General features: G+C 45.8%; 20 protein-coding genes. 5 read left to right on the top strand and 15 right to left on the bottom strand.

Annotated elements, in window-relative coordinates; translation table 11 throughout:
• The first annotated feature begins 95 nt into the window (after positions 1-95).
• Positions 96-2246, top strand: coding sequence for a peptidase domain-containing ABC transporter (locus RLO19_RS24765; protein WP_446360054.1), 2151 nt, complete (start codon positions 96-98; stop codon positions 2244-2246).
• 191 nt (positions 2247-2437) lie between these two features.
• Positions 2438-3928 (top strand): HlyD family secretion protein, encoded by a 1491-nt coding sequence (locus tag RLO19_RS24760; protein WP_446360053.1) that lies wholly within the window; start codon positions 2438-2440, stop codon positions 3926-3928.
• Between the two features lie 131 nt (positions 3929-4059).
• On the opposite strand, the gene RLO19_RS24755 is transcribed toward RLO19_RS24760, so the two are convergent.
• From RLO19_RS24755 to RLO19_RS24730, 6 genes are all read right to left on the bottom strand, one after another.
• Positions 4060-5337, bottom strand: coding sequence for a serine/threonine protein kinase (locus RLO19_RS24755; RefSeq protein WP_446360052.1), 1278 nt, complete (start codon positions 5335-5337; stop codon positions 4060-4062).
• Positions 5324-6790 carry a serine/threonine protein kinase gene (locus RLO19_RS24750; RefSeq protein ID WP_446360051.1) on the bottom strand — a complete coding sequence of 489 codons (1467 nt, stop codon included), beginning with the start codon at positions 6788-6790 and terminating at the stop codon, positions 5324-5326. Before RLO19_RS24750 ends, RLO19_RS24755 begins: the two co-directional genes overlap by 14 nt.
• A 204-nt stretch (positions 6791-6994) precedes the next feature.
• On the bottom strand, positions 6995-7963 hold the full coding sequence (locus tag RLO19_RS24745; RefSeq protein ID WP_446360050.1) for an ADP-ribosylglycohydrolase family protein: 969 nt from the start codon (positions 7961-7963) through the stop codon (positions 6995-6997).
• Between the two features lie 172 nt (positions 7964-8135).
• The gene (aqpZ, locus tag RLO19_RS24740; protein WP_446360049.1) at positions 8136-8906 is read right to left on the bottom strand and encodes an aquaporin Z; all 771 of its coding nucleotides are present in this window, start codon (positions 8904-8906) and stop codon (positions 8136-8138) included.
• Positions 8907-9157: 251 nt separating this feature from the next.
• Positions 9158-10153: an SPFH domain-containing protein gene (locus tag RLO19_RS24735; protein ID WP_446360048.1), complete on the bottom strand. Its 996-nt coding sequence runs from the start codon at positions 10151-10153 to the stop codon at positions 9158-9160.
• Positions 10154-10223: 70 nt separating this feature from the next.
• Positions 10224-10652 (bottom strand): NfeD family protein, encoded by a 429-nt coding sequence (locus tag RLO19_RS24730; RefSeq protein ID WP_446360047.1) that lies wholly within the window; start codon positions 10650-10652, stop codon positions 10224-10226.
• A gap of 363 nt (positions 10653-11015) precedes the next feature.
• On the opposite strand from RLO19_RS24730, the gene dmeF reads away from it, so the two are divergent.
• The 3 genes from dmeF to RLO19_RS24715 all read left to right on the top strand — a co-directional run bounded on the left by dmeF (position 11016) and on the right by RLO19_RS24715 (position 15870).
• Positions 11016-11993 carry a CDF family Co(II)/Ni(II) efflux transporter DmeF gene (dmeF, locus tag RLO19_RS24725; protein ID WP_446360046.1) on the top strand — a complete coding sequence of 326 codons (978 nt, stop codon included), beginning with the start codon at positions 11016-11018 and terminating at the stop codon, positions 11991-11993.
• A gap of 175 nt (positions 11994-12168) precedes the next feature.
• Complete coding sequence (locus tag RLO19_RS24720; RefSeq protein WP_446360068.1) at positions 12169-13548, top strand: amidohydrolase family protein; 1380 nt, start codon at positions 12169-12171, stop codon at positions 13546-13548.
• Between the two features lie 348 nt (positions 13549-13896).
• Positions 13897-15870, top strand: a complete 1974-nt coding sequence (locus RLO19_RS24715) for a PP2C family protein-serine/threonine phosphatase (RefSeq protein ID WP_446360045.1) — start codon at positions 13897-13899, stop codon at positions 15868-15870.
• A 480-nt stretch (positions 15871-16350) separates the two neighbouring features.
• Here RLO19_RS24715 and RLO19_RS24710 read toward each other — a convergent pair whose 3' ends face one another.
• The 9 genes from RLO19_RS24710 to RLO19_RS24670 form a co-directional block, all read right to left on the bottom strand.
• Positions 16351-18699: a tetratricopeptide repeat protein gene (locus RLO19_RS24710; RefSeq protein ID WP_446360044.1), complete on the bottom strand. Its 2349-nt coding sequence runs from the start codon at positions 18697-18699 to the stop codon at positions 16351-16353.
• A complete protein-coding gene (locus tag RLO19_RS24705; protein WP_446360067.1) occupies positions 18680-19963 on the bottom strand; it encodes an ATP-binding protein in 1284 nt (427 codons plus the stop codon). Before RLO19_RS24705 ends, RLO19_RS24710 begins: the two co-directional genes overlap by 20 nt.
• Before the next feature lie 412 nt (positions 19964-20375).
• Positions 20376-20612, bottom strand: a complete 237-nt coding sequence (locus RLO19_RS24700) for a hypothetical protein (protein ID WP_446360043.1) — start codon at positions 20610-20612, stop codon at positions 20376-20378.
• Between the two features lie 204 nt (positions 20613-20816).
• Positions 20817-22220 carry an aminopeptidase P family protein gene (locus RLO19_RS24695; protein ID WP_446360066.1) on the bottom strand — a complete coding sequence of 468 codons (1404 nt, stop codon included), beginning with the start codon at positions 22218-22220 and terminating at the stop codon, positions 20817-20819.
• Between the two features lie 46 nt (positions 22221-22266).
• Entirely contained in the window at positions 22267-22449 is a 183-nt protein-coding gene (locus tag RLO19_RS24690; protein WP_446360042.1) for a hypothetical protein, read from the bottom strand.
• A 167-nt stretch (positions 22450-22616) separates the two neighbouring features.
• Positions 22617-24113: a pentapeptide repeat-containing protein gene (locus RLO19_RS24685; RefSeq protein WP_446360041.1), complete on the bottom strand. Its 1497-nt coding sequence runs from the start codon at positions 24111-24113 to the stop codon at positions 22617-22619.
• Between the two features lie 197 nt (positions 24114-24310).
• Positions 24311-24889 carry a general stress protein gene (locus RLO19_RS24680; RefSeq protein WP_446360040.1) on the bottom strand — a complete coding sequence of 193 codons (579 nt, stop codon included), beginning with the start codon at positions 24887-24889 and terminating at the stop codon, positions 24311-24313.
• A gap of 196 nt (positions 24890-25085) precedes the next feature.
• Positions 25086-25844, bottom strand: coding sequence for a HEAT repeat domain-containing protein (locus tag RLO19_RS24675; RefSeq protein ID WP_446360039.1), 759 nt, complete (start codon positions 25842-25844; stop codon positions 25086-25088).
• A gap of 124 nt (positions 25845-25968) precedes the next feature.
• Entirely contained in the window at positions 25969-26460 is a 492-nt protein-coding gene (locus RLO19_RS24670) for a GNAT family N-acetyltransferase (protein WP_446360038.1), read from the bottom strand.
• Between the last annotated feature and the right edge of the window lie 155 nt (positions 26461-26615).

Genomic DNA, 26615 nt, shown 5'->3' with positions numbered 1-26615 from the left:
TAGATACTAGGGATTGGGAAGCAAACATCCTAAATTCCCATCCCTAGTAGGGCAATGTAATTCACCACAATCGTGAAGTTTGATAAGCACTGAAAATGAAATACCCCCATGTTCTCCAACACAGTGAAGAAGATTGTGGCGCGGCTTGTATTGCCTCCATCGCCAAACATTACGGACGCATTTTTACGATTAACCGCATTCGCGAACTTGTCGGAACTCGGCAACAAGGCACAACCTTATTAGGCTTAAAACGAGGTGCAGAAACACTCGGATTTCAGGCGCGTTCAGTCAAAGCACCTCCTGAAATTTGCGACAGAATAAAGGAAGTCCCTCTCCCCGCCATTATTCACTGGAAAGGCTATCACTGGGTTGTTTTATATGGCAAACAGGGCAATAAATATGTTGTAGCTGACCCAGGTGCAGGTATTCGATATCTCTCCAAAAAATGGCTTTTAGAAGCCTGGACAGATGGCGTAATGCTCCTGCTTGAACCTGACCCCGTTCGCTTTTTTGAACAACCTGATGAAAAAGACAAAATTGGCGGATTTGGTCGCTTTCTCAAACGGGTTTGGTACTATCGCACCCTTCTTTCCCAAACACTGCTGATCAACTGTGTTCTCGGTTTACTCTCCCTCGCTTCTCCTTTCCTGCTACAAATTCTCACTGATGATGTACTGATTCGAGGTGATACCCAACTGCTAACCCGTGTGGCTATTGCTGTCTGTATTATGCACTTAATTAGCAGCAGCCTCCAACTGATACAATCGAATTTAATCGCCCACTTTGCTCAACGTCTAGAACTGGGACTCATCCTGGAATTTGGACGCCAAATCCTCCGCTTACCCCTGCAATATTACGAATCCCGTCGCAGTGGCGAAGTGGTTAGCCGCTTGGAAGATATTCAGGAAATTAACCAACTTATTTCTCAAGTCGTTGTCAGTCTTCCTAGCCAATTTTTTATCGCCTTTATTTCTTTGGCATTCATGCTCATCTATAGCGGTACACTCACTGCCATTGCTGGTGTAATTGCCCTATTGATGACCCTATCAACTCTTATTTTCTTACCCAGCCTCCAGCAAAAAATTCGTAATGTCTTAGTCTTATCCGCCGAAAACCAAGGGGTTTTAGTGGAAACATTCAAAGGCGCAATGACTCTGAAAACCACCACCGCCGCGCCTCAATTTGGTGAAGAATTCCAAAGCCGCTACGGACGCCTTGCGAATGTTACGTTCCGCACGGTTCAGATTGGCATTATTAATCATGTTTTTTCTAACTTCGTTTCTAACATTGGTAGTATCGCTTTACTTTGGTTTGGCAGCACGCTGGTGATTGGACAGCAATTAACCATTGGGCAATTGTTAGCCTTTAATAGCATGAATGGCAATTTTACTGCCTTTATCAGTACCCTAGTTGGCTTTGTTGATGAATTCACCCGTGCTAAAACAGCAACCCAGCGCCTTACGGAAGTTATCGACGCGACACCGGAAAGCCCAGATGATACGAAAAAGCCCTTTGCCAAAATTCCCAGTCATGCTGATATTAGTTGCACCAATCTCAACTTTCACCATGCTGGCAGAGTTGACCTCCTGCAAGATTTTACCCTAACCATTCCTGGAGGCAAAGTTATCGCATTAATTGGTAAATCTGGCTGTGGTAAAAGTACCCTAGCCAAAATCATGGCTGGCTTATACCCAGCGAATTCCGGTAATATTCGCTTTGGTCTTTATAACCTGCAAGACTTATCCTTAGACTGTCTGAGACAACAGGTGGTTCTGGTTCCCCAAGATGCTCATTTTTGGAGTCGCTCAATTATCGAAAATTTCCGCTTAGGCACTCCTCATGTCACGTTTGAGGAGATTGTTACCGCTTGCCAAATTACTGGCGCTGATGAATTTCTCAGTAAACTCCCTGATAAATATCAAACGGTTTTAGGCGAATTTGGCGCGAATATTTCCGGCGGACAACGACAACGATTAGCCATTGCCAGAGCTATTGTGAATGACCCAGCCGTGCTGATTTTAGATGAATCTACAGGCGCCCTCGACCCCGTGAGTGAAACGGACGTGTTAGAGCGATTACTGCACCACAGAAACGGCAAAACAACGATTATGATTAGCCACCGTCCCCGCGTGATTCAGCGTGCGGATTGGATTGTTTTGCTTGAACAAGGGAAATTAAAACAGCAAGGTTCGGTTGAAGAGTTACGCCATCAATCGGGAGAGCATTTGGACTTTTTAATTCCGTAGATGACTGTTCATGAATATCTGTGTAAATTTAAGCCCAAAGTTTTAGCGATTTTTGTTTCCAGCTAAGAGTTTGTAGTCAGTTTGCACTAAAGTGCCTACTACGAACAACTTTGTAGTCAGCGCTTGAGCGCTGATGGCACTAAAGTGCCTACTACGAACGGTTCTAATCGAGTTTATCATTTATTATTCCTATGGTTAGTACCTCTCAACAGGATTTTTTGCCCCCCATTCAAGACAATGAGTTTCTACCCCCAATTAGTCGCTGGAGTACGCTGGGGGGACTGTTTATTGTCGGTTCTATGGGAGTTGCGATCGCACTCGCTTCTGTGTTCAAGTATAATGTTACGGTAAAAGCTACTGCCAATGTCCGTCCGGCTGGTGAATTGCGTCTGGTGCAAGCGACGACAGAAGGTCAAGTAACGGGCATTTTTGTCAAGGAAAACCAACAGGTGAACCAAGGAGATGTAATTGCAACTATCGACGACTCCCGCCTACAAACCCAAAAAAGGAATGTACAAAGCAGTATCCAACAAGCCCAGTTACAACTAACTCAAATCAATGCCCAAATTCGTGCCATCGATAGCCAAATCTTAGCAGAAACTGACCGCATTAACCTCGCTGTTACCTCGGCTGAAGCTGAATTAACTCGCCGCCGTCGGGATTATCGGGATCAACAAATTACCACCACCGCCGATGTTGCAGAAGCCGAGGCAAATGTCAGATTATCTCAGGAAGAATTGCAAAAAGCCCGATCCCAGTTACAATCAGCCCAAGCTGATCTAAACTCAACAATAGCGGCATTAAATGCTGCCCAGGCAAAGTTTAAGCGATATCAACCCATCGCCTCATTGGGTGCCCTTTCTCAGAACCAATTAGAGGAAGCCAAACTCGCCGTCACTCAACAACAGCAAGCCGTTAAAGCCCAACAAGCGGCTGTTGACGTGCAAAAACGAACCATTGAACAACAATACCAAACCGTTGCGGCGGCGAAAGCGAGACTAAAACGGGCATTAGCCACCCTAAATCCCACTCAAGCAGACGTTGCGATCGCGCAACAGCGTATTCCCCAAGAAAAAGCGATCGGTGACGCCACTCTCGCCACTTTAACCCGAGAACGAGACGCTCTCATCCAGCAGCGAATCGACATGCAAAAACAACTTGAACGGGATACCCACTCCCTCAAACAAGCCGAAATTGACCTCAGCCAAACCCTAATTAAAGCACCAACCGACGGTATTCTATTTAATCTCAACTTACGCAACTCCAGTCAAACTGTACGCCCTGGAGAAGAAATTGCCCAACTTGCTCCCAGTAACACCACCCTAGTTGTCAAGGCGTTAGTCGCCGCTCAAGACATCGGCAAAGTCAAGACAAATCAGAAAGCACAGTTACGCATCTCAGCTTGTCCTTATCCCGATTATGGTACTCTCAACGGCGTCGTCAGCACAATTTCTCCCGATGCTATCACCCCACCCGGAAATGAAGCGGCAATTGCTTCTAACCCAACCCGGAATAAAGCCTTTTTTGAAGTCACGATTAAGCCAGCCACCCTGTCTTTACGTCAAGGCAATAACCATTGTCCCATTCAATTAGGAATGGAGGGAACGGCTGATATTATTTCTCGGCAAGAAACGGTTATTCAATTCTTGCTCAGAAAAGCAAGATTGATGACAGATTTATAGCAGTAGACACATCGATTATGACTTTCAGAACTGTTGTTCCAGACGTTCCATGCAACGTCTGGAACAAAATGATGTGTCCTAACCGCTATGGCGATCTGGGGAAGCAAATGACGAATGAACAATGACGATATTCAAGAACGCAACTGTTCCAAAAAACCATTCAACTCTTGCACTAGCCAATCCTTCTCGCTTAACTTAAGATATTTACCGAAACGATGAGTGCGAACCCCTTCGACAATAGCACAAGACCGAATGGGTTGACCGTTTGAATTGTAGCGAATGTCTATCTCCAGTCTGTCAATATCTGCCGTTCGTCCCTTGCGCCAATATCTTAATCCCAGTATTTGCCACTGCAACTGAAAAGTTTTTTTATCAATTTTTAAGTAGATGTGACTGAGAAACTTGTCCCGAATGACGATTAATAAGGGTAGGATGGCGATTATAAAAGGCAACACACAAATTAGTCCAATAAATACTATTAGGGAACCCACCACCACATACCATGATAAGAATGGAATATCTACAAGGATATAGTCACGGTGTTTTTCCAAGAAGATACGATTACTTATTGATACAGGCGGCTCAATGAATGAATTTTGATCAGCGATTTCACCCTGTAAGGCAATTAAAGCCTCCTGAGCCGAAGCAAATCGATCTTCAGCAACGGGTTCGAGCATTTTCTCTAACCAGTTCGCTAATTCTTCTGACTGTACCTGAGCGCGAAAATCAATCTTGAGGCGGCGTTGAGGTAAATTGCCTGGAGAACTATGAGTCACTAAAAATAATAATGTTGCCCCTAAACCGTACAAGTCAGACGTAATATACCCTTGTCCTCGAAACTGTTCGGGTGCCATGTATCCATAGGTTCCGACAACTGTACTTCCTTGAGTCAGAGTGTTCCGATAAACATTTTGTACTGCCCCAAAATCAACTAAAAATACATTTCCTTTTTGATCCAGAATAATATTTTGGGGGTTAATATCTCGATGAATAATGGGAGGCGTCAAATTATGGAGATAGTCGAGAATTTCCAAAATTTGTCTGGCAATTTTGAGAACTTTAACCTCATCCGGTTGCCATCCTTGTTTGACTAATAGGGATAGAGACGTTCCAAGAGCTAATTCTTGGACAAGATAGAAACAGCGATTCTGGGGTGTTTCGACCTGAAAATAATCCAAATACTTGGGAATTGCCGGATGATTTAAACGGGAGAGAACTTTGGCTTCACGTTCAAAGAGTTCCAAGACTTTCCAGTCCGTCATACCTACTAAAGACAACGCTTTGAGTGCCACCTTTTGACCCGTTTTTTGGTCTTGCGCGGCGTAGGTTGTCCCCGTTCCCCCACTACCCAGAATATTGATAATCTGATAACGTTCAGCGATACAATCTCCTGGATTATGTCCGTTCATAATCATCCTCCGGTTTCAGGTGAGGATAACGCTGATGCAGGTGTTTCATAAAGGTGGTTACTTCCTCAACCACCCATTCCCGTTCCCGTTGAGAGATGAACTGGGCAAATTCAATTCGTTGATGGGACATTTGGGTAAAAAGTCGGCATTTGCGTACAGGTATTTTATACCGTTCGGATGTTTTGGTTAACTTGGTTTTTTCGGTATACTGGGTAATAATTTCGATCCAGTTAATATCTGCGGTTCGTCCCTGAATCGTTTTTTTGAACCCCAGTAGCCTCCACTGTAACTGAAAGTTTTTTGGGTTAATCGTGAGTTGAATGTGGCTGGCTGCACGCAACAGAATATTTAACACCGATAGATCATGTAGTATAAAGATAAGACTGATGTATGCCCCAACAAAGAGCCAGGGACGGATCACCAGGATCATCCGATAAAGGTGATTTGGGATAGCGATCGCGAAAAAGGCTAGTAATGTGGTTGGAATTAAGAGCAAACTCCATGCCACAGGATTCAAATACCCACCCGTTCCCCTAAACCCAGCCGGCGGAATGGTAAGTTCTAACTGTTCGTTTGTGGCGCTCAATGTAATCTGACTTCCTGCTGGACGACGGCGATGTTCTACTACAGGCTGGATCAGGGTTTTGGGATTTTGCAAAGCGTTTAAGGCTGCCCGAGCGGAGAGGAATCGATCCTCCACCACGGGTTCTAACATTTTGTCCAGCCAGTCGGCAAACTCTGGCGACACATTCACACGAGAACGAAAGTCAAGTTTTAACCGTTTCTGGGGTAAATCGGCGGGGGAACGGTGAGTGAGTAGAAACAGTAAGGTAGCAGCTAAACCATACAAATCAGAGGCGGGATAGGCTTGTCCTCGATCTTGTTCCGGTGCCATGTAACCAAAAGTACCAACCACAGTCATACCCTGGTTTCGGCGATTCCAATAAGCATGACGTACTGAGCCAAAATCGACAAGAAACACCTGTCCATCCTCTCGGCGGATAATATTTTGGGGCTTGATATCGCGATGAATAATTGGGGGCGAAATGTGGTGAAGATAAATTAGGGTTTCTAGGATTTGGATGGCGATATCCTTTATTTCATCTTCTTGGGTACGCCAGCCGCTTTGAACCCAATCAAACAGCGATCGCCCCGGGGCTAGTTCCTGCACAATATAAAATAAACGGGTTTGGGGGGTATCCACCTCAAAGTAGTCCAGGTAATTGGGGATAGCTGGATGATCGAGGTAAGATAGCACTTGAGCTTCCCGTTCAAACAGATCCAAGTCTTTCCAGTCTTTGAGCCGGCGCAAGGACATTTCTTTGATCGCCACCCGTTGATTATTACTTTGATCTTGCGCCTCGTAGGTTGTCCCCGTTCCTCCTTGCCCCAAGATAGCTAGGATACGATACCGTTGAGCAATGATATCCCCAGGCTGATGCGATCGCTCCATACAAAATTGCCCGAATTGATATCTTTATCATAAAGTCGTCATTAGTCATTCGTCATTGGTTATTGGTTATTCGTCTCAAATCTAAACGACAAGAGGGCGGGTTTTGTTGATAAGTTATCGGTATACCCATCAATTAAATGGCTAAACCCGCCCCTACAATACGATATAACTTTTGCCTCCTTCTACCCTTTTACCTGTCATTGGTCATTTGTCCTTTGTTGAGTTTTCCGAGGCTATAGCTGAAGCTAAACCCTGGGCGAGGTCAACAATATCGTCTTTCCGGGCAATTTGGTCACGCCATTCTTGGGGAATTTGTTCGACACCGTAATATAGTCCTGCTAATCCTCCTGTAACCGCCGCCGTGGTATCGGTATCTGAGCCTAAATTAACCGCTTTTAACACAGATTTGGGATAGGATGTACTGGTTAAAAAACACCAAAGTGCGGCTTCTAAGGTATGAACAACATAGCTTCCCGATTGAATTTCCTCCATGGATAACTGGGCAATTTGCCCATTGAATACTCTAGTGAATTGATCCAATTCTGAGGCGTAGGGGGGGTGACGATAGAGTTCCTGAATTCTTTGAATTCCTTTAAAATAAGCCGTCGCTGGGTCATCACCTTCTAATAATCGAATTGCTATACTGATATAAATCCCACATGCCATCTGAGAACGGAGATGGGCATGAGTAATGCTAGAAACCTGATGGACTCTTTTAATCAATTCCGGAAATTCTAGAGATTGATAATAGAACGCCATGGGTAAAATTCGCATCAGTGAACCATTGCCATTACTCATTTCATCCGTACATCCTGACTCTAAGGGTGAAACCTGATCCCAACGCAGGTGGCGCAGGGCTGTAGCTGTCGTCATCCCAATATCGAAAACCGTTCCGTGAGGTGTCCAATAGTTTTGATCATGCCAACGACAAAACGATTGTGCGATCGCGTCGAGGGAAAATCCCTGACAGAGGCTTTCGGCTAAACAGAAGGTGAGAGAACTGTCATCTGACCAAGTTCCTGGGGGCTGATTATAGGTTCCATAGCCCTGCATAGAAGTTACAGGCTCGCGCAGGCGTTCCTCCCTTGTGGTAAATTCCACAGGTACGCCCAAGGCATCGCCAACACAGACTCCTAGAAGTCCAGCTAGAATTTGAGCATGGCTTATCTTCATCAATCATTGCCTCCAAACTTGAGACGCTTAAAAAAGGTGGGCTAAGCCCACCCCACAACGATGACATATAAAAAATGATCCATCATCAATCAGCTCATTAATGAGTCTTCAAACCACTCCAAGTTTTGTTCTGTCTTACTTTGACAAACTGTCTCTGTATTCTGATCAGGCTTTAGGCTGGCTCTTTACTCATTACGACATCTCCTTCTGGAGTCTTTTTCGAGGCTGAGTCATCGAAAAATTTGAGGTAGAAAAAGCCAGCGACTAACGCACCCAAAATTGGGGCAACCCAGAATAACCAGACTTGCTGAAACAGTTCAACACCCGCAAAAATAGCAGGTCCGGTACTCCGGGCTGGATTGACCGACGTATTGGTTACAGGAATACTAATCAAGTGAATCAACGTCAAGGCTAAACCGATAGCAATGGGAGCAAAACCTTGAGGCGCCCGCTGATCTGTTGCTCCTAAGATAACCATCAAAAAGATGAACGTCAGCAACACCTCGGTGAGAAAACAGGCAAACAGGGAATAGCCGCCCGGAGAATGAACCCCAAAACCATTGGTGGCAAAGGGATTTGAGCCAGTCATCTCAAAACCGATTCGCCCACTGGCAATGACAAACAAAACCGTGGACGCTGCGATCGCACCCACAACTTGTGCGGCAATATAGGGGAGTAATTCAGCCCCCGGAAAGCGTTTTGCCGCCCAAAGACCAAAGGATACAGCCGGGTTAAAGTGTCCCCCGGAAATCGGACCTACGGCGTAAGCCATGGTTAACACCGTCAAACCAAAGGCGAGGGAAACACCCACCAAACCGATACCCAAGGGATTGCTCCCTTCACCATAAGGAAATGCAGCGGCAAGTACAGCGCTACCACATCCTCCGAAAACTAGCCAAAACGTGCCGATCAACTCGGCGATACTTCGCTTTACCAAATTCATAATTAATCCTCTATTAACTGATTCAGATAGTATCAGAAGTAATCCCTATGTTTAATTAGACTTATGCTTTTGCTTGGTTCTAGGCGATAAGCCGTGCTAATAAAACAACTCCTAGAACATCGGTTTAGTAATCGGAGCATCTACTTCAATTGTCTAAAAATGGTAACAATACCGATACAAAATCTCCTATCTACGGATAAAAAAAGGTGAGCTACGCTCACCCGAAAACCCTAACATCACCAATCAGCCAATTAAGAGTTACGGCGCGACTCAAAATTGAACGGTTCAGAATCCAACTGTTCGCGATCGCCAACTATGGAGCGAATCCCCTCAATCGTCGCCGGAATCGCACGGGGGTCCATAAACATCACCTTACTACTATCACTACTGCCAATCTCTTTACCCATCTCTAGGTAATTCTGTGCCAGTAAGAACTGCAGGGCATCACGGGCAACGGGGTCACCCTTAAGCGTCTTCGCCACAATTTGCAGCGCCTCTGAAGTGGCTTGCGCCCTGAGAACTTGCTGCTGGCGTTCGGCTTGGGCTTTGAGGACAATCGCCTTTTGCTGCGCCTCGGCGTCTAAAATCGCTGCCTTTTGTCGCGCTTCCGCATCGAGGACTCGGGCTTCCGCGTTCCCTCTGGCGCTATTAACTGCCGACTCCCGTTCCCCTTCAGAGGTGAGAATTGCCGCCCGTTTTCGCCGTTCGGCGGACATTTGCAACTCCATTGAGTCTTGTACCGCTTTAGAAGGCACAATGTCTCGCAATTCTACCCGTGTCACTTTCACACCCCAGGGATCAGTCGCAATATCTAGTTCCCGCAGCAGGGTTTCATTAACTTCAGATCGCGCCGTAAAGGTTTGATCCAGTTCCAGTTTGCCCATTTCTGAACGAATCTGCGTCAGCACTAAATTCACCATTGCCGCTTGCAGATCTTCTACCTTGTAGTAAGCTTTTTCCATATCCATGATCCGCCAATAGACCACGGCGTCCACGCTGATCGAAACATTATCGCAAGTGATGCATTTTTGGGGAGCAATGTCAAGCACTTTTTCCCGAATTGTTTCCTTAAATACGACGCGATCCAGAACCGGAACCATAAGATTCAAGCCGGGTTCCAGCTTTTTGCCACTGTATTTCCCCAATCGTTCCACTAATGCTTCATTCCCTTGATTGATAATCTTAATGGAGCTAGCCATCCCGGAACCGCCAAGCACCAAAATAATCAGCCACGCAAATAGATCCATGTTATTACCTCCTAAAAGTTTGATAATATGCCACCGACAAAGAATAGCCAGAGTTTTTCAAACGGAAAATTTAATGTAAGAGATTCTGGGGAACCACAATGAGTGTGTTACCTTGACGGCGGACAACATAAACCTTTTGGTTGGGTGCGATCGCCGCCATTTCATCATCACAACGCGCTTGCCAAGAATTGCCTTCATAGAGGATGCGTCCCGTTTCTCCGGGGGGAATTTCGGTCAGGGTTCGAGCTTCCACAGCATCGAGACGTTTAGCTACCTTGGCGGCTGGGAGAATGCGGCGAGATGCAATCACCAGTGCTGTGGATAGCGCCAACCATAGCACAACTTGTACCGGAAACAGGGGAATAATTAACGCCACCAGCGCCACGACTAAAGCGCTAATTCCCATGGTAAAGGCGACAAATGCCGTAGGGACAAATAGCTCCACCAGACAAAGCATTGAGCCTGCCAGGAGCCAAAGTAGGGAAGGATTGAGTGACATATAAAAATCCAGTGTATCCTGGGTTGAAAGAATTTTCTTCTAGTTTAATTCGCTATAAAGGGGCATACATCACCACAAGCCGATACAATTGCGACTGCCTGAGTCGTTGTATGAAAACTTAGAACACGTTCAGATATTAGCCTGTGGTACCAGTTGGCACGCCAGTCTGGTGGGAAAATACTCATTCTCAATAATTAATAGTAATTGATATAGGCTTGGTCAGGCTTGGTTTTTGGCATCTCTTTTTACATCGAACTCGGGTCAGTTAAGTAATTTCGTTGCCTTACTTGGAGGGGGACTCGCGCCTCTGATATTCTAGGAGTCATTAATTTATAGAATAAGCCAAGACATCCTAGAGTTCTAATGCATATTCACACTCTTGAACAATGGCAACATTCTCACGACTTCTCTATTAACCAGTATCATGCTGAGAAAAATACCAAGATAGTAATGTTTCTAACAGCAATCATTGTGACTGCTGAAATTGTGGCAGGAACTATTTTTGGTTCAATGGCGTTGCTGGCGGATGGTTGGCACATGGCAACCCATGTTGCCGCATTCGGGATTACAGTCTTTGCCTATCAATATGCTCGAAACCATGCAACTGACCCTAGATACACCTTTGGAACAGGTAAAGTCAGTGTGCTTGGAGGCTTTGCTAGTGCTGTTGCACTTGCCGTAATTGCTTGTGTTATGGCATTTGAATCAGCAGCACGTCTTTTTCAGCCTCAAGCGATTCAGTTCAATGAGGCAATCGGTGTCGCCATGCTTGGGTTAGCCGTTAATTTAGTCAGTGCTTGGTTATTTCAAGATAATCATGAGCACTCCCACGATCACCATGATCACGGTCATGACCATCATCATAGCCGGGATCACAATCTTCGTGCTGCTTACCTGCACGTTTTAGCAGATGCGCTAACGTCTGTTTTGGCAATTGTTGCCTTATTCGCTGGAAAGTTTTTAGGTTGGGTTTGGCTGGATGCAGTGGTGGGTTTGGTCGGTGGAGGAGTCATTGCCAGATGGTCTTATAGTTTGGTTACTGACACGGGTTCAATCTTGCTTGATGGCTCGATTGATCAGCAAATCAAGGGAGATATTATGACCGCTATTGAGGAAGATGCTGATAATCGTGTGACCGACTTACACGTTTGGTATGTTGGTCAAAATCATTTAGCGGCAACAATTTCACTCGTTACGCATTATCCTCAAGCACCGGACTATTACAAAAAATTACTCAGTTATATTCCATCTCTTTCTCATGTGCTGGTTGAAGTTAACCACTGTCACAGTGAGCCTTGTGTAGAATCGTCACCTAACAAGTCGTTATCGGTAACCCGTTGAAGAATTGGGCGATTAGTTCAAAAATCTTTGGCTTTATCAATAAAACTTAATTGCCCTCGAACTTAGGGGAAGTTAAGCTAATAGCGTTTTTCATCTAAAGGAATAGAGAGTGAGCAAATCCATACTATCACGTTTCCGTCACGCCTTAATTATCGGAATTTTGACCCTAGCCATCATGGGGTTGACGGCTCAATGGGCTTTGGCTCAGGAGTACCCACGCGCTGCCACCAACGCCCTCACCCTGTTTGAGAATGTGCGTATTTTCGACGGCACCTCAAAAAACCTGTCTGACAAAACCAACGTGCTGGTAGTTGACAACACCATTAAGAAGATTTCGACTGATCCCATTCCCGTCCCAGAATATTTGAGTGTGACCCACATCAACGGCAACATCAACGGCAAGGAGCGGGTGCTCATGCCGGGACTAATCGACGCCCATGTGCATTTGTACATGGCTACCCTCCCCCCTGAATTGAGCGTCTCTCCTGATATGATGACTCCAGGGGAGCTGGAGCAAAATGCCGAGAAAGCAGCTACCGATACGCTGATGCGCGGGTTTACTAGCGTCCGTGATCTGGCAGGTCCGGTTTTTAAGCTGAAGCGGGCAGTAGATGCCGGAAAAGTAGTCGGTCCGCGCATTTATCCTAGCGGCGCGATGATTTCCCAAACTAGCGGACATGGCGACTATCGCACCCCGGCAGACCTACCCAGAACCCCAACATCTCCCCTCAGCCCTGGAGAAGTTCTGGGAATTGGCGCGATCGCCGATGGCGTCCCGGAAGTGCTCCGTGCGACTCGGGAGCAACTGATGAAAGGAGCCAGCCAGATCAAGCTTGCCGCCGGGGGTGGAGTCTCCTCCAGCTACGATCCGCTGGATGTGAGCCAGTACACCGAAGCCGAACTCAGCGCTGCCGTTGAAGCAGCGGAAGACTGGGACACCTATGTCACCGTTCACGCCTATACCCCTCGCGCCATCCAGAAAGCCATTCGGGCTGGGGTCAAGTGCATCGACCACGGTCAGCTGATGGATGAGGAAACCGCGAAAATCATGCATAAACAGGGTATCTGGCTCAGCCTACAACCTTTCCTGGATGACGAAGATGCCAACCCCAAAGAAGGAGAAAAGCGGGAAAAGCAGCTACTAGTGGCTGAGGGCACCGACATTGCTTACAAGCTGGCGAAAAAGTACAACCTCAAAACCGCCTGGGGTACTGATACGCTGTTCTCTGCCAAGCTGGCCACTCGCCAAGGAGCAAAACTCGCCAAATTGGTGCGCTGGTACACCCCAGCAGAAGTGTTGAAAATGGCCACCAGCGCCAATGCTCAACTGCTGGCAATGTCGGATCTTCGCAATCCCTATCCCGGCAAGCTGGGAGTCGTGGAAGAAGGAGCCCTGGCTGACCTACTGTTAGTGGATGGTAACCCCCTGGAGAATATTAACCTCATTGAAGACCCAGCCCAAAACTTCGTCGTGATTATGAAAGATGGCAAAATTTACAAGAATATACTCCCTGCTAGCGCTGAGGGTGAGGACTCCCGCGAACAGGTTAATTGAAGGCGGGGCTTTTCAACCTAAATCGCCAGGATTCCCCATCCTCAAAGCGGATGAGCGTACAGCTACAGTTTTAAGTTTCTATAGCAACCGCCAAAACGGTTAGGGCAAATCATTTATGTAGAGACGTGCCATGGCACGTCTCTAGCACAGTATGGTGGGTAACGGTGGCTAAGTCTTATGGAACGGACAAATGATTCTAGACACGGAGCCATGTTTTTATTATTGTTGTTTATCTTATGGGTTTAATATTTAACATCGTCTTAGATGTATCCTATAGACCTGAACACAACTGGAGTTGCGACCGTTGCCAATTCATTCCAGGGTTATCTCTAAAGTATTTTTAAGGTTATGAGTACTCAAGAGCCGCAAACTAATCGTTATCTGTGGGCAGTGGGTGCAACGGCTGCATCGCTCCCGGTGGGGGAAATTGTTGCACAACGGTATCAAGTCGTCGCACCCCAAATTTGGCTGGATCTGCACCCAGAGGAGTTGCCCGAGGCTCCCGATCGCTTAAATGGCATCTTCCTCCCCTATCTACGCCTGTATCCCCATCGTCTGCACGTTCCGGATGTTTATGGCGTTTGTTCTGGGGCAGAGTCTGAATCGGATACACCGATTATTTTGCTGGAAAATGTCCCGATCGACAATAAGGGTGAACTCTATCCAGCGATTACTTCACAATGGTCCCAAGCCTCCCCTGTACGTCAGATCTATTGGTTATGGCAAATTCTAGAGTTATGGCAACCTTTAGCTGAATTAGGCGTAGCCGCCACCTTGGTTGATCCCGAACAGGTGCGAGTCGAAGGCTGGCGGGTGCGACTGCGGGAACTGGTTAGGAATGGGACGACTGATTTCCAACCTGTCCCCCTGTCAGTCACAGGTGAAAGAAAAGACTCATCAACAGGTGCGTCTGGAGGTACGACAACCCTACCCCACTCCCGAACTCAGGCGAGTCTGCAACAGCTAGGACAATGTTGGGAATCCTGGTGTCACACAGCATCCGTGACGGTGGCGGCTCAACTGCGAGACATCGCCCAGCAAATGCAAACGCCCAACCCCTCCTTTGACGCGATCGCAGTCCAGCTTAATCAGCTTCTTTTGGCTCAATCTTCGCAACAACCCCTGCGTTTAGAGGTAGCTGGATTCACGGATACAGGTCCATTACATGACCACAATGAGGATAGCTGCTATCCTCTGCGATCGGATTTGACCACAGAACCTGATCCCCTGATTTCCCATCTCTCCATCGTCTGCGATGGTATTGGCGGACATGAAGGCGGCGAAGTCGCTAGCCATATCGCCATGCAGTCGGTGAAAATTCAGGTGCGGGCATTACTAGCTGAGTTACTCGAAGATCCGGAACTGATGAGTCCGGATTTAGTGGCACAACAGCTATCAGCAATTGTTCGAGTTGTCAATAATCTTATTGCCTCCAAGAACGACCAACAAGAACGAGAATCCCGACGGCGCATGGGTACAACCTTAACCATCGCCCTACAATTGCCGCAAAAGGTGATTCAATCGGATAGCGAAGGCAATAGTCACGAACTCTATATTGTCAGTGTCGGAGATAGTCGTGCCTACTGGATCACTCCCGACTATTGCCAACAGCTTACCGTCGATGATGATGTAGCAGCGCGGGAAGTTAGGATGGGTCGCAGTTTGTACCGCCATGCCTTAAAGCGCCCTGATTCTGGCGCATTGACCCAAGCGATAGGAACCAAGGAGGCGGAGTCTCTCTATCCCCATGTACGCCGCTTCATTTTAGAGGAAGATGGTTTACTGTTGCTCTGTTCTGATGGGGTAAGTGATAATAACTGGCTGGAGTCTATTTATGGGGATTTCGCCAAAGATGTGTTTAGTGGCAAGCTATCCCTAGAAGCAGCGGCAAAGTTTCTCGTTGATCAGGCAAATCAACGGAATGGTTATGATAATGCTTCCGTTGTTCTCTCCTATTGTGCTGTTTCTCCTCAATATCCAGTGGTTTTGAATTTGGGAGGACTACAACTGGAAAAAAATGCCCCGACTATCGAGTTAGAGACTGAATTGCCAGCCACAGAGGAACCTGTTGCTGAGGAGGAAGAGGATGTTTCGGAACCCATAGACGTTGAAACGGTATCCTCTAGTCAGGATTGGTTCAAAATCATCATCGGAGTTTTTGGGATACTTGTGATTATTCTATCGGCTGGCGCTGCTGTATTTATCGCCCAGTGGCTACTCAATCCCCAAGCGTTCAAACAAATGCGCGATCGCTTCTCGCCTCCCCAACCGATAGAACAGCTTGAGTCTGTACCTGATTCACCGCCTACACCAGAAGAGTAAGAGACAAGGGTGTAGGGGATGATCAACAATCGGCAAAATATAACTTTTTCTCACATCTCGTTACTAAAACGGTTACGAGGGCGAGTTCAGAGATGAGGAGATTTTAGAATCAAAGTAACAGTTGAAGACTCCTCATGCCAAACATCGTGGGACTCTAAAGGGTTCCACGGTTTTTTATGATTGCTAGCTGGAATGGTAGGTGATCAAAATTGCCGTGGCGATTATAGCAGTAGACACATCGATTAGGACAAGGGAACTGTTGTTCCAGACGTTCCGGCGGAACATCTCTACCAAATGATACCAAATCCGGGTTAGCTACCCCCGTTATAAACCAGTCCGCGCAGGCGGACGAAAGTTTGTGTAGCAGCGATTTCAATCGCCGTGGCAAAAGGGGGTAATAAAGGCGGATTTGGTATGATGTGTCCTAACCGCTATGGCGGTTGCGATATAAAGGGGTAGTCAACCCAGATTTGTATTATCTCATGTCTGATTTTTCGTTTCCAAGTGTAAAGTTTGTTTGAGCATAGCTAATGCTTGGTCAATCCCTGGAAATTGAGAGGGGTAGCGGGCTAATATTTCAGCAGATTCTAGAACGCCGCCACGAATGACACCGATTTCTGAAGGGTTAGTTAGAGTGCGGAGAATATCTTGCAGGTTTTGCAGTCCGTCTTGTTTTTGACCCAGTGCTATTGTGGAGAGAGCGATGTAGAGTTTTTCTTGAGTATCCTCACCCTGACAATAATTTAAGCTTTTCCGTATAAGTCTTTTGGTTTCTTTGAATTTATTGCTAATGACATGAACCAATGCCAGATTAAAAATAGGTAGAAAAGAGTTACGTTGCATCTGAAGTGAACGATGAAGATAAGACTTGGCTTTTTGGGGCTTATTTTTAATGAGATAAAGGAATCCCAAATTATTCCACAATACAGAATCTCCTTCGGGATTCAATAGAGTAGCTCTAATTAGGCAATCAACAGCAAGCGACCAATGCTTTTGCTTGTAGTAAATACAACTCATTCTATTGTAAGCAGATATAAATTTTGGCTTAATGCAAATCACCTTTTTGTAATCTTCAATAGCTTCCTCGTATCGTTCCAGATCTCCTAATATTAGTCCGCGATTTTCCCAGGTTTTATAGTCATTAGAATTGAGACTAATGGCTTGGTCAAAACTGGAAATTGCTTCCTCGTATCGTTCAAGCTCTCCTAGTGCTACACCCCGATTACTCCAGATTGCATAATCATGAGAATTGAGAGCAATAGCTTGGTCAAAACTGGAAATTGCTTCCTCGTATCGCTCTAGCTTTCCTAAGGTTATGCCGCGAATATTCCAGACCATATAGTCATCAGAATTGAGAGTAATTGCTTGGTCATAACTGGAAATTGCTTTCTCATATTGCTCTAGCTCACATAATACTATACCGTGATTTTTCCAGACTTCATAATCATGAGAATTAAGAGCAATAGCTTGGTCAAAACTGGAAATTGCTTCCTCGTATCGCTCTAGCTTTCCTAAGGCTACACCCCACATATGCCAGACCATATAGTCATCAGAATTGAGATTAATTGCTTGGTCATAACTAGCAATTGCTTCTTCGTATTGCTCTATATATCCTAATGCGATGCCGCGATTTGTCCAGACCATATAGTCATCAGAATTGAGAGCAATAGCTTGTTCATAACTGGCAATTGCTTTCTCATATTGCTCTAGCTCCCATAATACTATGCCGCGATTTTTCCAGACTTCATAATCATGAGAATTGAGAGAAATAGCTTGTTCATAACTGGCAATCGCTTCCTCATACCGCTCTAGCTCGCTTAATACTATGCCACGATTCTTCCAGACATCATAGTCATCAGAATTGAGAGTAATGGCTTGGTCATAACTAGCTAGAGATTCTTCAAATCTTCCCATGCACATTAACAAAAAACCATACAAACTCCATATCAAGAAGTTATTGCTTTTAAGTTTAATATTTGTGTGTAAATCAGTAATAGCTTCTTCATATCTTTCCAGAATTATCAAGCTTAATGTTTTAGTTAACAATATTTTTTCGTGCTGGGGATTAATTTTAAGCGCACTATCAAAATTAACAATTGCTTTATCATAGTGCTTGCCGCTCAAAAATAATAAACCATTCTCAAAAAATAACTTGGCTGTAGTTTCTGAACTGTTGCTGCTTTCGTCAATTAAATTTTTTAATTCTAAACTTTTAATCACACGTTCTTCTGGAGCCAGGTTTAAATATTTATTCAAGTTACCTGTCGATAATTTTTCTAGTTTAACTTGTCGTTCTTCCTCCGTTAACGGAAAATGAAATAACCCCGATCGCCAGTCAAAGAAATCCGGTGCCCGCTGAATAAAATAGTTCAGGACAAAGGAAGAGACAACAAAGACAAAACTACAGGGAAAATCTGTACCAAACCGTTCTCTCTGTTGGTTTAAATGACTTAAAATCGGCGGCACACCTTTCCAACTATAGGTATAGATTTCCGTAGAACTCCAACCACTGAGGCGTTTGGTATCTTCATACTCATATAACGCCTGTTCTATCCCCCGAATCACTAAAATATCAAAGCCTTCTGCTTGTCTTTGTTCAGCAATTTGGTCATAAAGTTTTTGGGTTTCCCGCTTAATCAGCAACAGGGATATTTTTTTCTGGGGTAAATCTCGCCGCAGTTTCTCAATAGTTTGATTCACCTGACGATAATCAGATTGCACCACAAAAAATAAACCAAATCCCTTCTTCCGCCGCAGCGCCCGGAACAGACTACGGTAGACTTCATCAAAGGTTTCTTGTGGTAATAAATCAGGCGCGATTGGCATCATCCACTTTATTCAAGGCATCTTTAAACTTGGATAATTCCAATATTAAAGGGTGAACATCATACCAGGTGTGCTTTTCTCCTTGCTGATTAATATAGCGATATTCCAGTAAGCAACGGTTGAATAATAAACTCCGGTGCAGGTTATCATTGCCAATCTCCTTACTCTTATAAACCTGGGCGAGAATCTGCCATTGATCCTCTTCCACCGCCCTTTGATAAACGTCTCGTAGTTCCGCAATTGCCCGTTGCACCGCCCGCGCTGAGATGGGTAATTGATCCGTTCGATTCGTTGCTTCTTGCGCCAGTTGGATTAAATCTCGCATATAACCACCACTCATGCGACAAAGCTGTTCAAGCACGTCTGGCGATGCAAAGATTTTGGTTTCTAAATCTAAATCTGTGTGGGGTTCGATACGACGTTTAATCGTTTCTTTCAGCTTGGCAATACCGGGTTCATATAAACTGCCATCTTGCCACTGTACCATTACCGATGGCAAAACTTGGGGAATGCCATAGTTATCCTTTAAATCTGTCGCCCACCGGGAATAAATCATGGAAATGGGGACAGTATAAACAATATGGCAATCTAAGGCTTTAAGCTGTTCATGACGATCCAGAAAAATTTCTTCATGATTGCTGCGCCCATTCTCGCGAAAAATAGGGACTATTCGATCTAAGTTATCCGCAATAATCACTAATTGGGTTTTGCCATTCGGTAATTTCTTTGTAGCATCGGCAATAAACGTATTGAGTGCTTTAAGTAAGGTTTCAGTATGGGGTTCTACTTTCTCGCGAATTTGCTGACGTTGACTGGGTTCAGTACGAATCGCCGCTGTTAGCTTGGCAAACTGATTTAATTGGGCTTCAATCGTCAGCTTTTCCAGATTCACCTCAGTTAACCAAAAGTCTTTCAGATCCTGATAGCGATCGCGCAGCCAGTTGGCGATGGGTGTAGAATCAGCTTGTGTAAGCTGGGCGAGTAAATGGCGGGTGCAAGCGAGTAATATATCTGTGTATTGAACATCTTGCAGACTGATATCCTCTTCGTCAGCCGCAAAATAGACAACAAAGCAGTTTTTCTGTTCCAGATACGTCTGGAGTCGATACAGTTCAGTTGTTTTACCTGCGCCACGATACCCAGAATACAACTGACAGGTTAACTCTCGCGATCGCCGAATACTTTTCCCTAAATCTTGTTGAATCTCAACATCACCCCGCACCTCCCGACATTCGACATATTTGGCATCACCGACGGGAAGCGGCATTGGAGTAAAAGAATTATAGATATTATCCAGCAACGCTTCAATATCCTGTACCACAGGGGGCTACTCCATTGGGACTGATTCGGGCTTATTCTATAATATAACCCAGGTTGACGGATTCATGTAGAGACGTAGCATGCTACGTCTCTACAAAAGTCAATTTTAGGGGCGGGTTGAGCCATTTAATTTTAGTATCTACCGATAAATTTCCAACAAAACCCGCCCTTAGTTTAACTCATAATGGTATGATATTTTTGGGTCTTTTATGTCACCATTTTTTAGACATTTCAGTAGATAATTCGACTACTGAACCGATGTTTGAGGGAAGTGGCTAAACCTGCCACTACTGGCGTGGCACAGCTAAAATGGTGGAATAAATTGTAGGTTGGGTTGACGCTAGCAAACCCAACATAATCTAAGAACCAATGCCCTCACTACGAACCCAATCTAATCTATCAAAGTAGGTGTACCACGCCACTCCACTACAATTGAATAAGGGCGGGTTTTGTTGCTTAGTTATCGGTGAGAAGCTTACTTTAGTGGCTAAACCCGCCCCTACAATATAACTTTTTACAGCCGTGAGCAGTAGGAGGATCAAAGCGGTAGTTAGGCGGAGGATAAATGTAATTAGGCGAACCCATGGATGCCTCAATGGTATAAGTCAAAACCCTTAACTTTAGTTTAGACTGAGATCCTGCACCATTTTCAGTCAGCCCAACTCACCCCACACCCCACATCCCACAGGGGGAGCATCCCAATTTGGCACGTTAGCTGTTTTAAAGAGACTGAAACCCTTGCAGTGCCGTTGCTTTGGGTAATGCTTTTTCCAAAACGGGATGCTTCCCCCACAGGGGGGTTAACTTGATATCATCAGTTTTTCAATTGCATCTGCATCAGTTGGTAAGGCGGCGGTGAAGACTTCGCTACCCTCTTGAGTGACTAAAACATCATTCTCTATCCGAATCCCGCGCACATCAGCAAACTGAGCTAAACGATCCCAATTAACCACATCCTGATACTTGGCGCGTCGTTCTGGATCATTTAAAATAGCTGGAACTTGATAGAATCCAGGTTCAATTGTAACCAGCATTCCCGGTTGCAAGAGTCGATCAAGTCGCAGAAACCCTAAGCCAAAGCGATTGCTCCTGACTCGATTTTCTGCATACCCGGCTAAATCCCCTAAATCTTCCATATCATGGACATCTAAACCCAGTAGATGCCCAACGCCATGAGGAAAGAACAAAGCATGAGCATCCTGTTCCACTAAATCCGAAACCTGTCCCCGCAAAATGCCTAAATCCACTAATCCTTGAGTAATGGTTGCAGCAGCTAATAGATGAATGTCGCGATATTCTACACCCGGATGAACTTTCTCAATACAAGCATTATGAGCGGCTAAAACACAGTCGTAAATATCACGCTGCGTCGGCGAAAACTTTCCCGTTACCGGGAAGGTGCGAGTCACATCTGCTGCCCATCCCCTATCCGTTTCCGCCCCCACATCTGCCAGAAGTAAATCTCCAGGTTGCAAGGGGTGGTGATAATGTTCATTGTGCAACACCTCCCCATGAACCGTGACAATACTGCCATAAGCGCAACTCATATTGTGGGCAAGAATTACTCCTTCCATCGCCCCCCGGATTGTGGCTTCGTAGAGAGGTTCCGCCGCAACGTCTCTACCCCCAATTGCCTGCATTCCCGCTTTATGAGCAGCTACCGTCACGGCGGCGGCTTTACGTAACTCCGATAATGCTTCAGCATCGTGGCACAGTCGCAAAGAGACAATGGCTTTGGCTAATTCGCGGTCAATTCCTTCTGGGGCGTTAGCAGGGGCGACGAATCGATTTAACAGTTGCCCTTGCTGCTGATAGGTTATCACATCTTGCACCGCCAGAGTTGCTGCATCGGCTGTCCTCGATGCTAATTCTGAGACAGGAAAAGCTGCATCAGCACCGATTCTTTGGGCTATTTCCTCTGGTTTGGGCATTTCGCCATGCCAAAGGGTACTAGCTGGCGAGGGTTCATCGAGAAATAGTTCTAACCTGCTATCTTTGAGATAAATGACGGCGCCCTCTAGAGGTAAACCTGCAAAGTAGAGAAAATGACTACTGGCGCGAAACGGGAACGGATTTGCCGGAAAATTGCGTGGATGGGAACCTCCCGCCCAGAGAATGACAGGGAAATCGATAAGCTGGGCGAGGCGAACTCTGCGATCGCGCAGGGTGGTTGCTAGGTTACTGTAGTTATGCTGACTCTCCATATTTTGGAGGGTAGCACAAAAGGAGGTAGTCAATCCGGATTGAGAATCATTCAGGATCATCATCATCAATTGTGTCTATCCCTTCGGCTTCATACTGTTTTTCTGCCTCGGTTTTTTCTTCCTCAGCATCTTGATCAGTATCTGTGGCTGAGTCTTTCTCAGTTAGCTGATTTTTTATTTCTGGTTGCGTAGATTTATTGATGGGTTTTACCAGTCCGCATCCAGTCATCGTTAAATTGCCCACTATCAGCAGTAATGTCAATGAAGCTAGAGACATCCACCGGGGTTTTCTCTTGTTCGATTTTTTTGAAAACATGAATCAGCCTTTAAGTTAATCATTCATCTAGTCTCAAGGGACGCAAAAAATAATCAAAAAGTTTCGTTTATAAATTGGTTTTACTGATATTCTTCTAACGCTGCCAGAAGCACATTGACTAAAGGATGATTAATCAACTCTTTTAATACCTGACTCGGCACGTTTTTTAAGCCTTCAACGACAGAAGCTTTCAGGATCGGATTATTCTCAATCCTCTCCAGTACCTGAAGAACCACCCGCTGTTTTTCCAGAGGTGTATTCGTGGGATAGGTTTGATCGAGTTGTTGGAGTAACTTTTGAATTTTGGTCGCGGTATTGGTCAGTCGTTGCTTTTGTTCTAGGGTATAAGGGGGTGCGATCGCACAGTTAAGAGACAGGCAATTTTCCCCGGACTCACCCTGATCTGGCTGGTTAGAGGTTAGGGGTTCAACTAAGCGTCTTGCCTCTACATTAATCGTTTGACTCTGATTCACGGTTCTCTCTGCCAACCGTTGCAAAATCTCAGTTAAATTGGCACTCTGCTGACGATAGGCAGCGACTTGCTCATATTTCGCCTTTAACTGATAACGATAGTCTTTATCGATCGCTTGGATTTGGGCATCGTACTCACGATTGAGGAAATGCTCAACCTCAATCCGATTGCCATTCCTATCGATGGCAATCCGGATGGTTAATACCCCATCAGGGCGATTTTCTAAGGATTGAATCGTGAGGATGTTACTGCCATCCTGGGCTTGACAGGCTTGGAAGGCGGCAAAGAATGCTTGCCAATCAATACCATTGCGGAAAATTAAATTGACAGTTTCTAAGGGGACTTGAAAAATCCTCGTGAATTCTCCAAGGGCAAAAATTCCCTGATGGGGACGGCGTTCGTTTTGATCGGTTTGTAAATAAATGTACTCACAAATCACCTCAGCTAAATTCGTCCCGCTATTGATGTGCCAGTCTTCCAGACAGGCGGCGGTGAATATGGCTTGGTGAAAATCGGTATTGAGGGCTTTGCAGCGTTGTAGATTGGCACCCCGAAGATTGGCTTGAGAGCAATAGGCTTCCTTAAGATTTGCCCCCCTGAGATTCGCACCGACAAGGTGGGCACCACTGAGATTCGCCCCACTCAGATTTGCACCACTGAGATTAGTTCCACTCAACTTAGCGCCAATCAGTTTTGCCCCAACTAAATCAGCACCACTGAGGTTGGCTTTAGTCAAATCGGCGCCACTCAGATAGATGTTATTCAGGTTCGCACCAATCAGGTTAGCACTAATTAAATCAGCACCTCTGAGATCTGCCGCCGTGAGGTTCGCACCAATCAAATCTGCCTGACTCAAATATGCCTCACTCAAAAATGCTTCGCTGAGGTTCGCACCAGTCAGATCCGCTTTACTCAAATCTGCCTGACTCAGGTTTGCCCGACTCAAATCCACGCCACTGAGTTTTGCCCCTTGGATGGCAAAGCCCTTGCCCGTAGCAAAGCAGAGATTGGGTCGGATATCGGGGTGGTGTGCCTTCCACGCATTCCATACCTCCACCCCTTGCCTGAGTAAGGCAAGATAGTCTTCATTCGTCTGTGGAGACATAAAATCTTTAGACAAGCTCCGCTTCACGCATCCGTTGTAGATGGAAGAAACACAATTAACTGAAATGCTTCTATGATAAGGGTTTGGTGAATGGGTTGCCTAGAATTATGCCAAAAAACAAACGGCGAGGACTTATCCCCGCTGTTTCCAAGTTTAGGTTTATTTATAGGATGAACATTGCCCATCCTTCTATCTACCTACACTCTACCGCCCATCTGAGGATTGGTATTGACGCCAGGTGCATTATAGATAGCCCAATCCTGAATTCCTCGATTTTGCAAAATAGGTCTCATATTCTGGATCTCGGTTTCGCTACCCTCGACAATGACCACATAATCCCCAACGGAAACTCGTTCGTCATAATGTTTAGCGGCATCTTCAGGTATTCCCCAACCAATCAGGGCACCAACTAAACCGCCGCCTGCGCCACCAATAACGCCTCCTAGAAGAGTATTCGCTAAAATAACGCCTAATTCTGTCGCTACACCGACACCAGGAATTGCCAGTACACCTAGACCACCAATTAAGCCGAGGAAACCTCCTACCGTACCGCCAGCAGCTGCACCCGCTTTTGCGCCTTCTCCCGCCTGGTTACCACTGCTTTTATGCAGGTCAGTACCGCCAATTTTGTCGTTGAGACTCGCGTCTTTGGCAATCACAGAAACTCGATCCAGATCAAATCCTCTATCTCTGAGTTCCATGAGCGCATTTTCTGCCTGTTGACGGCTAGGAAAGACACCAATTGCATGTCTTAATTGTGATTGTGCTACAGCCATATTTTTTCTCTCTATTTATGCTTCAGCACCGATAAACCTGCCAGAATGCAGGACTCGGATTAGTGTTGCGTTGTGCTTCTGCTTTCTATTTTGAGAAGCAGGCATAAAAAGTTCATCAGTCTGTAGAGAGAAGCTGTCCATAGGCAATAGGGAATAGAGCGCTGGGGGAGCAAACAAATGACCAATGACCAATCCGCTAAAACAGTCCTTCTAGCTCAAGTTCCTCAATCATCTGTAAGGCACGGGGATCGCCCACTCTCAATAGGGCTGCTTTCCCATCTTCCCGCACGCCCATATCTTCATCTTCGGCAAAGGCTTCAATTAAACCGTCAACCGCACCTGCATAAATAGCATTGGAGGGTAGTTCTCGACAAAGCTGCCCTAATGACCAGGCACAGTTACTGCGTACTGCTGCCATAGGATCTTGTTTTAAGGCGGTAATTAACGGGGGAATACAGGCGACTATATCGTCATAGTCTAACTTCGCCATTTGTGCCAGGGAACTTGCTGCCCACAAACGCACGGCAGAGATATCTGTACATAAGGCATCAATCAAGCTTGGCAATGCTCTGCGATCGCGGCAATTCCCTAATGCCCAAACGACCCCTTTACGCACATAACCATTCCAATCCCGTTTCAGTTGCTCAATTAACGGATTTACCGCTGTCGGGTCGGGATTGCGTCCCAAGGCATAAGCTGCACTGACCCGTACCAAAGGACAGACATCGTTTAACAGATTAATCAGATGGGGAATTGCCCGTTCATCTTGAAGTTCACAAAAAGCCCGCGCCGCCAGCATCCGTTGGGGCGTTTGGCCAGCGGTTAGCAGAGCCAGCATCGCTTCTGGATCGGGTTTAGTCGCCTCTGAGTGGTCATCAATTGGCTCTATTTCATCCAGAGGGCTTTCTAGCTCACCTGCCGCCTCGATTAATCTTAGCTCGTCGTTATCATACATATTTTAAAAAATATCTTATTCGACGGTTATTTGTCATTTGTTATTTGTCATGAGTCAACTTATCCATTACATAATTTTCGCACTCCAAAGCAGGCTCTCCAAGGTCTTTAGAGGGTCACAACGCTTATCCAGAGAACGGTTTTACCATCCAAAGGGACTGGGTTTGGAATCCTAACTTATCATAAAGACGCACAGCCGATGGATTAGACTGAAACACTTGCAACCCAATTTGGCGATCGCCCCGCTCTCTCGCCCAGTTCTCCCCATGGCACATCAGCGCCGAACCAATACCCCGACGCCGATGGTCTGGCATCACATACAGCAAAAAAACATGGGCATGGCGATCGCCGGTGACCTGATCAATTGCATTTCCCAGCCACAGAGCAGCAACAGGTTGATTTGATGGCGCGGCGTCACCCTCATGGTTGGCTACGTCTACCCACCACAACGGTGTGTCTTGACAAAAATACCGCCTTACTGTTTCTTCTAAATGAGAAAAATCTTGCTGTTGAGAAAAAAGCTCTTGGTAACTGAGTTGAAGAAACTTCAGCAGGGTTGCCTTCTCTAATCGAGAACCAACTCGTAGCTGATAGCCCGGTATTAAAAATGTACGCATCTGATAAAGAGGAGTTGAGGCAACAAGGGAGCGGGGGTGCGTGGTTGTAGGGACGGGTTTTACCAATAACGTTTCGCACGGGTACTATGGCGCAACTGGGTCATAAGAAGCGTAAGAAACCTCGCGTAAGCTATGGGCGGGTTTTGAACAACAGT

The organism is Coleofasciculus sp. G2-EDA-02, assembly GCF_040226375.1.
In the GTDB taxonomy this organism is placed as follows: domain Bacteria; phylum Cyanobacteriota; class Cyanobacteriia; order Cyanobacteriales; family Coleofasciculaceae; genus Coleofasciculus.
The sequence above is the reverse complement of the archived record's forward strand: the minus strand, read 5'-3'. Positions and strand labels throughout refer to the sequence as shown.

Excerpts from the sequence above, each read along its gene's own strand:
- RLO19_RS24755 (WP_446360052.1), bottom strand. The coding sequence starts at position 5,337 with ATGAACGGACATAATCCAGGAGATTGTATCGCTGAACGTTATCAGATT.
- RLO19_RS24705 (WP_446360067.1), bottom strand. The coding sequence starts at position 19,963 with ATGCCGCTTCCCGTCGGTGATGCCAAATATGTCGAATGTCGGGAGGTG.
- RLO19_RS24745 (WP_446360050.1), bottom strand. The coding sequence starts at position 7,963 with ATGAAGATAAGCCATGCTCAAATTCTAGCTGGACTTCTAGGAGTCTGT.
- RLO19_RS24680 (WP_446360040.1), bottom strand. The coding sequence starts at position 24,889 with ATGGCTGTAGCACAATCACAATTAAGACATGCAATTGGTGTCTTTCCT.
- RLO19_RS24765 (WP_446360054.1), top strand. The coding sequence starts at position 96 with ATGAAATACCCCCATGTTCTCCAACACAGTGAAGAAGATTGTGGCGCG.
- aqpZ (WP_446360049.1), bottom strand. The coding sequence starts at position 8,906 with ATGAATTTGGTAAAGCGAAGTATCGCCGAGTTGATCGGCACGTTTTGG.
- RLO19_RS24720 (WP_446360068.1), top strand. The coding sequence starts at position 12,169 with ATGGGGTTGACGGCTCAATGGGCTTTGGCTCAGGAGTACCCACGCGCT.
- RLO19_RS24730 (WP_446360047.1), bottom strand. The coding sequence starts at position 10,652 with ATGTCACTCAATCCTTCCCTACTTTGGCTCCTGGCAGGCTCAATGCTT.
- RLO19_RS24690 (WP_446360042.1), bottom strand. The coding sequence starts at position 22,449 with ATGACTGGATGCGGACTGGTAAAACCCATCAATAAATCTACGCAACCA.
- RLO19_RS24695 (WP_446360066.1), bottom strand. The coding sequence starts at position 22,220 with ATGGAGAGTCAGCATAACTACAGTAACCTAGCAACCACCCTGCGCGAT.
- RLO19_RS24735 (WP_446360048.1), bottom strand. The coding sequence starts at position 10,153 with ATGGATCTATTTGCGTGGCTGATTATTTTGGTGCTTGGCGGTTCCGGG.
- RLO19_RS24750 (WP_446360051.1), bottom strand. The coding sequence starts at position 6,790 with ATGGAGCGATCGCATCAGCCTGGGGATATCATTGCTCAACGGTATCGT.
- RLO19_RS24710 (WP_446360044.1), bottom strand. The coding sequence starts at position 18,699 with ATGATGCCAATCGCGCCTGATTTATTACCACAAGAAACCTTTGATGAA.
- RLO19_RS24760 (WP_446360053.1), top strand. The coding sequence starts at position 2,438 with ATGGTTAGTACCTCTCAACAGGATTTTTTGCCCCCCATTCAAGACAAT.
- dmeF (WP_446360046.1), top strand. The coding sequence starts at position 11,016 with ATGCATATTCACACTCTTGAACAATGGCAACATTCTCACGACTTCTCT.
- RLO19_RS24670 (WP_446360038.1), bottom strand. The coding sequence starts at position 26,460 with ATGCGTACATTTTTAATACCGGGCTATCAGCTACGAGTTGGTTCTCGA.
- RLO19_RS24715 (WP_446360045.1), top strand. The coding sequence starts at position 13,897 with ATGAGTACTCAAGAGCCGCAAACTAATCGTTATCTGTGGGCAGTGGGT.
- RLO19_RS24685 (WP_446360041.1), bottom strand. The coding sequence starts at position 24,113 with ATGTCTCCACAGACGAATGAAGACTATCTTGCCTTACTCAGGCAAGGG.
- RLO19_RS24675 (WP_446360039.1), bottom strand. The coding sequence starts at position 25,844 with ATGTATGATAACGACGAGCTAAGATTAATCGAGGCGGCAGGTGAGCTA.